At 59.3% G+C, this 12,932-nt stretch carries 12 protein-coding genes; 4 read left to right on the top strand and 8 right to left on the bottom strand.

What is annotated here, in order from left to right:
• Positions 1-118: 118 nt before the first annotated feature.
• A complete protein-coding gene (locus QMX84_RS18080) occupies positions 119-328 on the bottom strand; it encodes a cold-shock protein (RefSeq protein WP_048368120.1) in 210 nt (69 codons plus the stop codon).
• 241 nt (positions 329-569) lie between these two features.
• On the opposite strand from QMX84_RS18080, the gene plsB reads away from it, so the two are divergent.
• Positions 570-3,077: a glycerol-3-phosphate 1-O-acyltransferase PlsB gene (gene plsB, locus QMX84_RS18075; RefSeq protein WP_048385584.1), complete on the top strand. Its 2,508-nt coding sequence runs from the start codon at positions 570-572 to the stop codon at positions 3,075-3,077.
• Between the two features lie 83 nt (positions 3,078-3,160).
• Complete coding sequence (locus QMX84_RS18070) at positions 3,161-3,559, top strand: YbaY family lipoprotein (RefSeq protein ID WP_153335869.1); 399 nt, start codon at positions 3,161-3,163, stop codon at positions 3,557-3,559.
• Positions 3,560-3,623: 64 nt separating this feature from the next.
• Here QMX84_RS18070 and QMX84_RS18065 read toward each other — a convergent pair whose 3' ends face one another.
• Together QMX84_RS18065 and QMX84_RS18060 are read right to left on the bottom strand one after the other, a co-directional pair.
• Entirely contained in the window at positions 3,624-6,701 is a 3,078-nt protein-coding gene (locus tag QMX84_RS18065; RefSeq protein ID WP_273223647.1) for an efflux RND transporter permease subunit, read from the bottom strand.
• Positions 6,702-6,706: 5 nt separating this feature from the next.
• On the bottom strand, positions 6,707-7,807 hold the full coding sequence (locus tag QMX84_RS18060) for an efflux RND transporter periplasmic adaptor subunit (protein ID WP_048368125.1): 1,101 nt from the start codon (positions 7,805-7,807) through the stop codon (positions 6,707-6,709).
• 90 nt (positions 7,808-7,897) lie between these two features.
• Between QMX84_RS18060 and QMX84_RS18055 the strand changes: the two genes are divergently transcribed.
• Positions 7,898-8,536: a TetR/AcrR family transcriptional regulator gene (locus QMX84_RS18055; protein WP_282364441.1), complete on the top strand. Its 639-nt coding sequence runs from the start codon at positions 7,898-7,900 to the stop codon at positions 8,534-8,536.
• Between the two features lie 140 nt (positions 8,537-8,676).
• Here the strand turns inward: QMX84_RS18055 and QMX84_RS18050 are convergent, their stop codons facing one another.
• Positions 8,677-9,459 (bottom strand): class I SAM-dependent methyltransferase, encoded by a 783-nt coding sequence (locus tag QMX84_RS18050; protein WP_282364440.1) that lies wholly within the window; start codon positions 9,457-9,459, stop codon positions 8,677-8,679.
• A gap of 92 nt (positions 9,460-9,551) precedes the next feature.
• On the opposite strand from QMX84_RS18050, the gene QMX84_RS18045 reads away from it, so the two are divergent.
• The gene (locus tag QMX84_RS18045) at positions 9,552-10,172 is read left to right on the top strand and encodes an energy transducer TonB (RefSeq protein ID WP_262126705.1); all 621 of its coding nucleotides are present in this window, start codon (positions 9,552-9,554) and stop codon (positions 10,170-10,172) included.
• On the opposite strand, the gene QMX84_RS18040 is transcribed toward QMX84_RS18045, so the two are convergent.
• The 4 genes from QMX84_RS18040 to adk form a co-directional block, all read right to left on the bottom strand.
• Positions 10,169-11,038 carry a DUF72 domain-containing protein gene (locus QMX84_RS18040; protein ID WP_282364439.1) on the bottom strand — a complete coding sequence of 290 codons (870 nt, stop codon included), beginning with the start codon at positions 11,036-11,038 and terminating at the stop codon, positions 10,169-10,171. The genes QMX84_RS18045 and QMX84_RS18040 overlap by 4 nt on opposite strands.
• 4 nt (positions 11,039-11,042) lie before the next feature.
• Complete coding sequence (locus QMX84_RS18035; RefSeq protein ID WP_282364438.1) at positions 11,043-11,339, bottom strand: hypothetical protein; 297 nt, start codon at positions 11,337-11,339, stop codon at positions 11,043-11,045.
• Positions 11,340-11,467: 128 nt separating this feature from the next.
• Entirely contained in the window at positions 11,468-12,154 is a 687-nt protein-coding gene (gene tsaB, locus QMX84_RS18030; protein ID WP_282364437.1) for a tRNA (adenosine(37)-N6)-threonylcarbamoyltransferase complex dimerization subunit type 1 TsaB, read from the bottom strand.
• 95 nt (positions 12,155-12,249) lie between these two features.
• Positions 12,250-12,897 carry an adenylate kinase gene (gene adk, locus QMX84_RS18025; protein WP_048368134.1) on the bottom strand — a complete coding sequence of 216 codons (648 nt, stop codon included), beginning with the start codon at positions 12,895-12,897 and terminating at the stop codon, positions 12,250-12,252.
• Between the last annotated feature and the right edge of the window lie 35 nt (positions 12,898-12,932).

Below are 12,932 nucleotides of genomic sequence, written 5' to 3'. Positions count from 1 at the left end.
CACCTGGCGCACCGGTTCCTGATCCATACCGAAATACCCTGTAGGAGCGAGCTTGCCTCGCTATCTTTTCAAAATCAAAAGATCGCGAGGCAAGCTCGCTCCTACACGTTTTGTGGGGTTACAGCCCTACCACGTCTTCTGCCTGAAACCCTTTGTTACCGGACACGCGGGTGTATTCAACCTGCTGGCCTTCGGTCAAGGAGCGATGGCCTTCACCGCGAATCGCGCGGTAATGCACAAACACATCACCCTCGCTTTCACTCTGGATAAAACCGTAGCCTTTGGCGTCGTTGAACCATTTCACATTGCCAGTCAAACGTGTGCTCATAGATCCTTCCCCCTTTTTATTTTTTGAATGGGCGCATTGGTTGGCCCGCCAAGAACTTTTACTCGAACTTAACTTTCCAAGACCTTGTCTTACGCCATAAGGCGAAAGAGGGTCGAGTATATGTCAGCGCGAAGAACACTCAATCAATATTAGTTCGCTGCTTTTTTGCCGATTTTTCAGAGATACGGCACACTACCAACCCGAGTAAACACTCGTTTTAATCCACTAACGCAGAAGCCGTATGACCCGCTCCCCATTCCACCGTCTCGTCTTTGGCGCCCTGCGTCGCTTGCTGTACCTGTGGGTGCGTTCGGAGACTATTAACCAGTCCTCCCTGGCGCTGAGCCTGGACCGCAGCCGACCGGTGTTCTACGTCCTGCAATCGCCGTCGATCACTGAACTGGCGGTGGTCGATGCCGAGTGCACCAAAGTGGGTCTGCCACGCCCGGTGTTGCCCGTTGCCGTCGGGGCCATGACTGAACCCGCTGCGTTCTTTTACCTGACCCCCGAGCCCGATTGGCTCGGTCGTCAGGACAAACGCGGCGCGCCGCCCACGTTGACCCGTCTGGTCGATGGCTTGACCCACAACCCGACTGAAGATGCACAAATCATTCCGGTCAGCGTGTTCTGGGGCCAATCGCCTGACAGCGAGTCCAGCCCATGGAAGCTGCTGTTTGCCGACAGCTGGGCGGTGACCGGGCGTCTACGCCGGCTGTTACGCATTTTGATTCTGGGCCGCAAAACCCGTGTGCAGTTCTCTGCGCCGATCCATTTGCGCGAGCTGATCGACCTCAACAAAGGCCACGAGCGCACCGTGCGCATGGCCCAACGCATTTTGCGTGTGCATTTTCGTAACCTTAAAATCTCCACCATCGGCCCCGATCTCTCACACCGGCGCACGCTGGTCAAAGGCCTGGTCAATGAGCCTGCGGTTCGTCAGGCCATTCTCGATGAGGCCCAACGCGAGAATATCTCCCCGGAAAAAGCCAAGGCCCAGGCCCTGCGCTACGCCAATGAAATAGCCTCGGACTACACCTACACCGCCATCCGCTTCTTTGAAGTGATCCTGAGCTGGTTCTGGAACAAGATTTACGACGGCGTCAAAGTCAACGACATCAAGGGCGTGCAAGACGTCGCGCAAGGCCACGAGATCATCTACGTGCCGTGTCACCGCAGCCACATTGACTACCTGCTGCTGTCCTACTTGCTGTTTCGCAACGGCCTGACCCCGCCGCACATTGCCGCCGGGATCAACCTCAACATGCCAGTGATCGGCCCGCTGCTACGGCGCGGCGGGGCGTTTTTCATGCGCCGCACGTTCAAGGGCAACCCGCTGTACACCTCGGTGTTTAACGAGTACATGCACACCCTGTTCACCAAAGGCTTCCCGGTGGAGTACTTCGTGGAAGGTGGGCGCTCGCGCACCGGGCGCATGCTGCAACCGAAAACCGGGATGCTGGCCATCACCCTGCGCAGCTTCTTGCGCTCTTCACGCACCCCCATCGTCTTTGTCCCGGTGTACATCGGCTACGAGCGCGTGCTCGAAGGACGCACGTACCTGGGCGAACTGCGTGGCGCGAGCAAGAAAAAAGAATCGATTTTCGACATCTTCAAAGTCATCGGTGCCCTGAAACAGAAGTTTGGCCAGGTGGCGGTCAACTTTGGCGAGCCGATCAAACTGGCGGAGTTTCTCGATCAGGAACAACCCGACTGGCGCAAGCAAGAGCTGGCACCGCTGTACCGGCCCGACTGGTTGAATGCCACCACCAACCGCCTGGGCGAGAAAGTCGCCCGGCACCTCAACGAAGCGGCGGCGATCAACCCGGTCAACCTGGTGGCGCTGGCCTTGTTGTCGACCAGCAAACTGGCACTCGACGACCGGGCGATGGCGCGGGTGCTGGACCTGTACCTGGCGTTGCTGCGGCGCGTGCCTTACTCGCCGCACACCACCCTGCCCGAAGGCGATGGCCAGGCCTTGATCGAACACGTCAAAGCCATGGACCTGCTGTCTGAGCAAAGTGACGCGCTGGGCAAAATCCTCTATCTGGATGAGCAGAACGCGGTACTGATGACGTACTACCGCAACAACGTGCTGCACATCTTTGCCCTGCCCGCCTTGCTGGCCAGCTTCTTCCAAAGCTCGTCACGCATGACTCGCGAGCAAATCCTGCGCTACACCCGCGCACTCTACCCGTACCTGCAATCGGAGCTGTTTATCCGCTGGTCACTGGACGAGCTCGACGGTGTGGTTGATCAATGGCTGGAAGCCTTTGTCGAGCAAGGGTTGCTGCGTTTCGAAAACGATATCTACCTGCGCCCGGCTCCCAGCTCACGGCACTTTGTGCTGCTGACGCTGCTATCCAAGAGCATTGCGCAAACCCTGCAGCGCTTCTACATGGCCATCTCGCTGCTGCTCAACAGCGGCCAGAACACCTTGAGCAGTGAAGAACTGGAAGACCTGTGCACGATGATGGCCCAGCGCCTGTCGATCCTGCACGGGCTCAACGCTCCCGAGTTTTTCGACAAGAGCCTGTTCCGTCACTTTATCGAGACATTGCTGGAGCAAGACGTCTTGCGCCGCGATGCCAACGGCAAGCTGAGCTATCGTGAAGTGCTGGGTGAACTGGCCGAAGGCGCGGCTAAACGCGTGCTGCCGCCTGAGATTCGCCTGTCGATCCGCCAGGTGGCACTGCATCGCAGTGAAGATGCACAAGACCAACCACCACCGTCGCTCGAAAAAACGCCTTAACCAAGAACACCCGGCCACTCATGCAGTGATTGGCCGGGTGCGCACATCAGCGACTTTATTCTTTTAGCCCTTTGGAAACTGCCATGAAAAAAATCCTTTTACTCAGCCTCACGGCCTTGCTCGGAGCCTGCAGCTCGATGAACTCCACCCCGCAAGCCACCCTCGACGGCGAAGTGTTTTACCTGCAACGCATCGCCCTGCCGCCCACTGCCACCCTTGAAGTGAGCCTGCAAGACGTGTCGCTGGCCGACGCACCGGCCGTGACCCTGGCCAAGCAGAGCGGCACCATCAAAGGCCAGGTGCCACTGCCGTTCCACCTCACCTACAACCCGGCAGACGTCAAGCCAGGGCACACTTATGCAGTGAGCGCGCGGATTGAAGAAGACGGCAAATTGCTGTTTATCAGTACCGAACGCAACAGCGTTGACCTGAATGCCAAAACCCTGCAACCGATTCGCTTGCGCGTCGATCAGGTGCGTTAAGCCGATACATGCTCGCGATCTTTTAGAAGATCAAAAGATCGCGAGACAAGCTCGCTCCTACAGGTCAGGTATTAGCGTCAGGCTTTTTCACCCTGAACCACGCGGCATACAGCGCTGGCAAGAACAGCAGCGTCAAAGCCGTGGCCACGATCAGGCCGCCCATGATCGCCACCGCCATCGGGCCGAAGAACACGCTGCGTGACAGCGGAATCATCGCCAGCACCGCCGCCAGAGCGGTCAGCACAATCGGCCGGAACCGCCGCACTGTCGCTTCAATAATCGCCTGCCACGGGGCCAGCCCCGCCGCCTTGTCCTGCTCGATCTGGTCCACAAGGATCACCGAGTTACGCATGATCATCCCCGACAACGCGATGGTGCCGAGCATCGCCACAAAGCCAAAGGGCTTGTTAAACACCAGCAAAAACAGGGTTACGCCGATCAACCCCAGCGGCGCGGTCAAAAACACCATCGCCATGCGCGAGAAGCTGCGCAGTTGCACCATCAGCAACGTCAGCACCACCACAATAAACAGCGGCACGCCTGCTTTCACCGAGTCCTGGCCGCGTGTGGAGTCTTCCACGGTGCCGCCCACTTCCAGCAAATAGCCATCCGGCAGTTCAGCGCGAACCCCTTCCAGGGTCGGCAAAATCTGCTGCACCAAGGTGGCCGGTTGCTCCTTGCCGTAGATGTCAGCGCGCACGGTGACCGTCGGCAAGCGGTTGCGGTGCCAGATAATGCCTTCTTCAAAGCCATATTCCAGTGTCGCGATTTGCGACAGGGCAACACTCTGGCCATTGTCGGTGGGCACCGACAAACTCGGCAGCAACGACAACTCGGTCCGCTCCTGAGGGGTGCCGCGCAGCAGGATTTCGATCAACTCGTTGTCTTCGCGGTACTGGCTGACGGTCGAGCCCAGCAAGGTGCTTTGCAGAAACCGCGACAGGTTGGCGGTACTCACGCCCAGCGCCCGCGCCCGGTCCTGATCAACATTGAGGTACACCACCTTGCTCGGCTCTTCCCAGTCCAGGTGCACGTTCACCACGTGCGGGTTTTCGCGCACCTTGGCCGCCGCTTTACGCGCCAGCGCCCGGACTTCTTCGATGTGTTCGCCGGTCACCCGGAACTGCACCGGATACCCCACAGGCGGGCCGTTTTCCAGACGGGTGACCCGCGCACGCACCGTGGGGAATTGCTCGTTCAAGGTATCAATCAGCCAGGTGCGCAGGCTTTCGCGGTCTTCAATGGTCTTGGCCAGCACCACAAACTGGGCAAAGCTGGCAGCCGGCAACTGCTGGTCCAGCGGCAAGTAAAAGCGCGGCGAACCGGTGCCCGCGTAGGCCACATAGTTCTCGATGCCGGGGTGATCCTTGAGCAGGTTTTCCAGGCGTTTGACCTGCTCCGTGGTGTTGCTCAGCGAAGCCCCTTCAGCCAGCTTCAGGTCGACCATCAGTTCAAAGCGGCTGGAGGCCGGGAAAAACTGCTGCGGGACAAACTTGAACAGCACCACCGAACCCAAAAACAGCAGCACGGTCAGCGCAATCACGGTTTTGCGGCGGCGTACGCACCACTCCACCAAACGTCGAATGCGCTGATAAAACGGTGTGCCATACGGGTCCGGAGCGCCCGCGCCGGTACCGTGTTTGGCGGCATGCAGCTTGGCCAGATCCGGCAACAGCAACGCGCCCAGATACGGCACGAACACCACGGCAGCGATCCACGAGGCTAGCAGCGCGATGGTGACGACCTGGAAAATCGAGCGGGTGTATTCCCCAGTGCTCGACTGCGCCATGGCAATCGGCAAAAAGCCCGCCGCCGTGATCAGCGTGCCGGTGAGCATGGGGAACGCGGTGCTGGTCCAGGCAAAACTCGCCGCCTTGAGCCGGTCGTAGCCCTGCTCCATCTTGATCGCCATCATTTCAACGGCAATGATCGCATCGTCCACCAGCAGGCCCAGCGCCAGCACCAACGCGCCCAGCGAGATCTTGTGCAGGCCGATGCCGAAGTAATGCATGGTGGCGAATGTCATCGCCAGCACCAGCGGGATGGTCAGGGCCACCACCATGCCGGTGCGCACGCCCAGCGAGAAGAAACTCACCAGCAACACGATCGCCAAGGCCTCCACCAGCACCTGGACAAACTCGCCGACGCTGGTTTTTACCGCAGCGGGCTGATCCGACACCTTGGCCAGTTTCATGCCGGCCGGGAGGTTGCGTTGCAGGCGCTCAAATTCGACTTCCAGGGCTTTGCCCAGCACCAGAATGTCGCCGCCGTCCTTCATCGCCACGGCCAGGCCGATAGCGTCCTGCCCCATAAAACGCATGCGCGGTGCCGGTGGATCATTGAACCCACGGCGCACATCGGCCACGTCGCTGATGCGCAACGTGCGCTCACCCACGCGAATCGGGAAACGCTCGATCTCTTCAACGGTTTTGAAATTACCGCTGACGCGCAATTGCACGCGCTCGGTCGGGGTCTCAAAAAAACCTGCGGTCGATACCGCGTTCTGTTCTTGAAGGGCTTGTTGCACGGCCGCCAACGGCAAGCCCAGGGTCGCCAGTTTCAGGTTGGACAGTTCGATCCAGATCTTTTCATCTTGCAGGCCGAGCAACTCGACCTTGCCCACATCCTTGACCCGTTGCAGCTGGATCTGGATGCGGTCGGCGTAGTCCTTGAGCACCGCGTAGTCGTAACCTTCGCCACTCAGGCTGTAAATATTGCCGAAGGTGGTGCCGAATTCATCGTTGAAAAACGGCCCCTGCACGTCAGGCGGCAAGGTATGGCGAATGTCGCTGATTTTTTTGCGCACCTGATACCACAGGTCCGGGATGTGCGAAGAGTCCATGGAGTCGCGGGCCATAAAGGTCACTTGCGACTCGCCAGGCCGGGAAAACGAAACAATGCGCTCGTATTCGCCGGTCTCCATCAGCTTCTTTTCGATGCGCTCGGTGACCTGACGCGACACTTCTTCGGCGGTCGCACCCGGCCACAAGGTACGAATGACCATGGCCTTGAAGGTGAACGGCGGGTCTTCGCTTTGTCCTAATTTGGTGTACGAAAGCGCACCAACCACGGCCAGCAACAGCATCAAGAACAGCACGATCTGGCGGTTGCGCAGCGCCCAGGCGGAAAGGTTGAAACCCATCTGGATTACTCCTTCACCGCGACATTGATCGTTCGGTTGGAACGATCAATAGGTCGTACCTCCTGGCCTTGATGCAGCACGTGCACGCCGGCCGAGACAATCCAGTCATTGGCCTTGAGCCCTTCGAGCACCGGCACGCTGTTCTCGCCAAACGGCCCGACCCGCACAGGCACCTGCTCTAGCTTGTTGCCCTGGCCGACACGCCACACGTAGGTCGCGCCGTTTTCTGCGGTCAAGGCAGAGAGCGGCACCGACAGGGGGCTCACGCCTTCGCTCGGGATAAAGACCCGGGCGCTTTGGCCCAGCTCGGCAGGGACTTTGCCTTCGGTGAAAGCGATTCGGGCAGCGAAAGTGCGCGATTTAGGATCGGCAGACGGCGACAGCTCACGAATCCGCCCACTGAAGCGCTGGCCCGGCTGCGACCACAGTTCAACCTCAACCGGCAGGCCGATCTTGAAGCGACCAAAGGCTTGCTCCGGCAAACTGATCAGCACCTCACGCTCGCCATCGGCGGCCAGGGTAAACACGGTTTGACCGGCGGCCACCACTTGCCCCACTTCTACCTGACGCTGGGCGATCACGCCGTCTTGTGGCGCGCGCAACACGGCATAACTGGCCTGATTGCTGGCCACGTCCTGCTCGGCCTTGAGCTGCTGGAGCTTGGCTTCACCGGCGCGGTAGAGGTTTTCGGCATTGTCGAACTGCGAACGGCTGACCATCTGGCGGTCGAGCAAGGTTTTGTAGCGATCGCGCTCGGCACGTACCAGATTCAAATTGGCCTGCCCCGCCGTAACTTGCGCGCGGGTGGCATCCAGTTGCAGCCGTACGTCTTGCGGGTCGAGTTCTGCCAGCGGCTGATTCGCCTTGACCCGCTCACCTTCATCCACCAGGCGCTTGGTCACTTTGCCGCCGATGCGGAACGCCAGTTGCGGATCAAACCGTGCCCGTACCTCACCCGGATAACTTTGCATCGCCAACGCCGAAGGCTGCGGCTGAACCACCAGCGCCGGACTGACAGTGACTTTGACGGGCTGCTCCTGCCCACACGCAGACAGCAAAAACACCAGACAGACAGGCAAAGCGCGGGGCAAGGCATGGCGCAACATGGGGATGACCTTTCGCTAATGAGGCTTGGAATATTTATACTGGACGGCATGTTATTAATACTAAACTCACCAGTCCAGTAATAAACGGATATGTCTGACAATCATTTACCCCCCACTGCACTCGGGCGCCCCAAGGACATGGCAAAACGCCAGGCCATCCTTGATGCGGCCAAATCCCTGTTTCTGACACATGGCTATGCCAACACCAGCATGGATGCGGTCGCGACCCTGGCGGGGGTGTCAAAACTGACGGTCTACAGCCATTTCACCGACAAAGAGACGCTGTTCTCCTCGGCGATCCTCGCCAAGTGCTCTGAACAGTTGCCGGATTTGTTTTTTGAACTGCCCGACGGCGTACCGATTGAAACGGTCTTGCTCGCCATTGGCCGGGGGTTTGTGGCGCTGATCAACAGCGAAGAGTCGCTCAACCTGCATCGATTGATGGTGACCCTTGGCACCCAGGACCCGAAGCTGTCGCAGATCTTTTTTGAGGCGGGGCCGGAGCGGGTGGTGCTGGAAATGGAGCGCCTGCTGAACAAGATTCACCACACCGGCGCCTTGCGCATTGAGCGCGCGCATTACGCGGCGGAGCACTTCTTCTGCATGCTCAAGGGCTCACCCAACTTTCGCCTGCTGTATGGCTACGGCGGCGTGCTGACCGACGAAGAAACCGAGGCCCATATACAGGAAGTGGTCGAAGTGTTTATGCGGGCTTATCGGGCGGACTGAACACCGCGTTGGCTGAACTGCCCTCACCCCAACCCTCTCCCAGAGGGAGAGGGAGCTGATCATCGGTGATCTTGCGCCTGCATGCGGTCAGTTCCCTCTCCCTCCGGGAGAGGGCTAGGGAGAGGGGCTTTTGATTCTGCTTAAGGCTTCAGCGCCTTCTTCGGGTAGATGTCGTAACGGCTCGATTTGCCGTCCAGCGCGTGGCTCGGCTTGGGCCCGGCAATGCACGGAGCCTTGCGCGGGCGTTTGACCACCACGCGGTGGGTGGCCAGTGCCAACGCTGCCTCAAGCAAGGCCGGTGCGTCGTTGTCATCCCCCACTAACGGGCGGAACAAGCGCATTTCTTTCTTCACCAGGGCGGTTTTCTCTCGGTGCGGGAACATCGGGTCGAGGTAGATCACCTGTGGCGGCTCTCCCTCCCAGTTACGCATTACTTCAATCGAGTTGCCTTTGAGCAAGTGCATGCGCGACACAATCGGCGCCACCTCAAAGTCGTCCAGGCCACGGGCCAAACCGTCGTCCAGCAAGGCGCCGATCAAGGGCTGGCGTTCGATCAGGCTCATTTCGCAGCCCAGGCTCGCCAGCACGAATGCGTCTTTGCCCAGCCCCGCCGTGGCATCCAGCACGCGCGGGCGCACGCCCTGCTGAATCCCCACGGCCTTGGCGATCATTTGCCCGGTGCCGCCACCAAACAAACGCCGGTGGGCTGCGCCGCCTTCCACAAAGTCGACCCGCACCGGGCCGGGGGCATCAGGGCCCAGCTGTTGCAACTGCAAACCTTGGTCGCCGATCTGCAAGGCAAAGTCAGCCTGCGGCTCGTCCAACGGCAGCCCCAGGCGCTCAGCCCATTGCTCGGCCAGGGCCTGATAAGCCTCGTCCAACGCTTCGACTTTGATACGACTGCCCGCTGCTTGCTCAATCATTTAAAACACGCTCAAAAATTTAATGATCGGCAAACGCTGCCGATAAATGAAATATCCGGCATTTTGCCAGAGCTGGGCGTCGACCGAGAGCTATGTCAGACATTCATTCCGCATCCATCGGCTTTATCGCTCCCATTGGCGACTTTGGCCGACACAATTCGCAAGTCACAGGCAGCGTCAATCACCTGTGGAAGGACTTCTATGCCCAGGCCATGGCAGAGCAGTCGGCGACGGATGAATTCCCTGCCATCGAGATGCCCCTCCCGGCAGCGGATGAAAATGCCGAGCCCAGCGGCGGCAATGATGTACTCAGCGCCATCGTAACCCAGCGCCATTGCGACGTGCAGGACACCGAAATCAAACCGCCCGAAGCGTTGTTCTTGCCAATCGCTGAGTTCGAGCTGGATTTGCTGCCGCCCACCGCGCTGCCCTTCCCGCCTAATGTCATTGCCGAACAACAGCACCAGCAGGCGTTCAACGAAGCCTGGGTTCGTCCATTGGTCATGGCCCAAGGTCACACGCAGCCCGAGCCGGGCCCGGCGCCTGAGCCTCGGCCTTTGCACTTACCGATTGCCGAGTTTGAAATGGACCTGCTGGATAAACCCGCCGAGCCATTCGACGTCGCCACCTTGATTGAACAGCAGCACGCGATGGACTTTGATCTCGCCTGGGCGCGCCCATTGATCGTCAACAACCTGCGCCTGGCGGCTTAAAGCAGCCCCAGTTGCTCGGTAGTTTGCGGCGTGTGCAAGTGGGCCAGTGCTGGTAGCCCAGGCAAGCGCTCAGTCAATTGCTGATGAAAACGCCGCGCCAACTCCGGTGCCCGGTGGTTATCCGGGGTGTGCAGAAACACATAGGGCGTGCGACCTTCTTCGATCCAGCCAGCGACTTTCTCCACCCAGGGTTTCAAGTAAGGGTCATTGGCCTGCAGCTCCGGGCGCCCGATAAAGCGCACTTGCGGGCATTGGGTAAACGCTGCCGGGCGCGGCGGCACTTTGGGCTTTTTCGACTGGGCATGCAGCACCGCCGGGTCGCTGGAGTCGCAACTGAACAGTGCCCGCGAATCAAGGCAAATACGCTCGACCCCGCGCTCCATCAACAACCGATTGAGCAAGCGCTCGGCATCGCCCTTGGCAAAAAACTCCGGGTGACGCACCTCAACGGCCAATGGCCGCTGCAAGTCGTCGATGAAGCTCACCAGCTCGGCCAGACGCTGCGGCCCGAAGCTTGCGGGCAGTTGCAGCCAGAACGGTGCCACGCGCGGCCCCAAGGGCTTTAACAACTGCAGGAAGCTCTCGATTGCCTGCCCTTGCTCGCGTAAATCGCCGCCGTGGCTGATCTCTCGGGGGAACTTGGCCGTAAAACGAAAATGTTCGGGCATGCTGCTCACCCAACGCGCCACCGTGGCGGGCTTGGGGCTGGCATAGAACGTGGTGTTGCCTTCAACGGTATTGAACACCTGTGCGTACAGGCTCAAAAACTCGGTGGGTTGGGCATTTTGAGGGTACAGGCCTTCGCGCCAGGCGTTTTCACTCCAGGACGGGCAGCCGAGGTAATAAGGCAGTTGGGCATCAGTCATGCCGTCAAATGTACAGGTCCAGCCCCATCACTTCTATTTCCCAATCAACAAAGCCTTGGGTGGTCAGGTAACTGGCGAGGGCGCTGGCGGCGTTTTTGCTCATGCCTCGCTGGAAAATCATGTCCTGGGAACGCACCGGCAGTTGGCTGATGCGCTCACCCGATGAGGCCTGGCGAGTGACTTGCGGCAGGTTTTCAAGGTTTGCCGGGCTGTCTTCTACCGACTCATCAACCTGCACCTTGCCTTTACGCGGCTTGCGCTTGATGGGGTAAGACTGGGAGGAAAAGCCGTCAATACGCATAAGTGCAAGCTCGGTAGCGGTATTGGCAATTTAGCGGCCTTGGCCCGACTAAGCAAATAGCCGGATGACCAACTGTAGGAGCGAGCTTGCCTCGCGATCTTTTAAACACCAAAAGATCGCGAACAGACCTAGATAAGGCCACGCTCGGCGCGGGTTGCCGCCACTTTGTCGCGCAGGTACACCGGCTGCGCATCGTCGGCGCGGATGGCTTCGCCGCGCGCCCAGGCAAAACGCGCCAGGTTTAGCAAGTCTTCAGCATGGGGCAACATGCCAGCGTCCAGCGCCGTTGGTTTGACGTTCAAGCGCTCGGCATAGCCCCAGCCGGTGCCTGCACCAAACCAGTCACCGCTGGCGCCGTCCGGCAACGCGGCGGCTTCAGGTGGCAACACCGCTTCGACGCCTTGCAGGCGCATTTCACCGGCCTGCTCGCGGTAGCAACCCCAATACACTTCGTCCATGCGCGCATCAATGGCCGATGCCACCTGGGTCGCGCCGTGCTCGCGATAGGCACGCTGGGCCAATGCTGCCAGGTTGGAGATCGGCAATACCGGGCGCTCCAGGGCAAAGGCCAGGCCTTGCACCACGCCGATGGCGATACGCACACCGGTAAACGCACCCGGCCCGCGACCAAAGGCAATCGCCTCGACCGCCGACAGCTCAACGCCAGCCTGGGCCAGCAGCTCTTTAATCATCGGCAACAGCTTTTGCGCATGCAGGCGCGGGATCACCTCGTAGTGGCTTGTGACCTTGCCATCGTGCAGCAAGGCAACAGAGCAAGCTTCAGTCGCGGTATCCAGGGCCAGCAAGGTGCTCATCGGTGTTCCCGTCAGAATCAAAATTGAAAAAAGTGCAGCAGTATAAACAACAACAGCCCGCAAGCGGGCTGTTGTCACCAAGCAAAATCGACTTATCAGCTCAAGGCTGCAAGCACCTTGGCGGTGATCGATTCTACCGAGCCAACACCGGCGATGTGGCTGTACTTTGGTTTGCCTTGGGCAGACTCAAGCTTCTGATAGAAATCCACCAGCGGCTTGGTTTGCGAATGGTAAACCGACAGGCGGTGACGAACGGTTTCTTCGGTGTCGTCTTTACGCTGCACCAGGTCTTCACCGGTCACGTCGTCTTTACCTTCAACCTTTGGCGGGTTGTGCGCGATGTGGTAAACGCGGCCCGACGCTTCGTGAACGCGACGACCGGCGATGCGCTGAACGATTTCTTCGTCTTCTACGGCGATTTCAACCACGTGATCCAGCTCTACACCGTTGTCGACCAGTGCTTGAGCTTGAGGGATGGTGCGCGGGAAACCGTCAAACAGGAAACCGTTGACGCAATCTGGCTGAGCAATGCGCTCTTTGACCAGGTTGATGATCAGGTCGTCAGAAACCAGACCGCCGCTGTCCATGATGCTTTTAGCTTTCTGGCCCAGTTCGGTGCCAGCCTTGACCGCAGCACGCAACATATCGCCAGTGGAGATTTGCGGGATGCCAAATTTTTCAGTGATGAACTTCGCCTGAGTACCTTTACCGGCCCCGGGAGCTCCCAGCAGAATTACGCGCATCGATGTGCTCCTCAATTTTTTATTTAAATGACAAC

The organism is Pseudomonas sp. PS01297 (assembly GCF_029959305.1).
Taxonomy (GTDB): Bacteria; Pseudomonadota; Gammaproteobacteria; order Pseudomonadales; family Pseudomonadaceae; genus Aquipseudomonas; species Aquipseudomonas helleri.
Note: the sequence above shows the minus strand (reverse complement) of the source record. Positions and strands in the feature narration are given on the sequence as shown.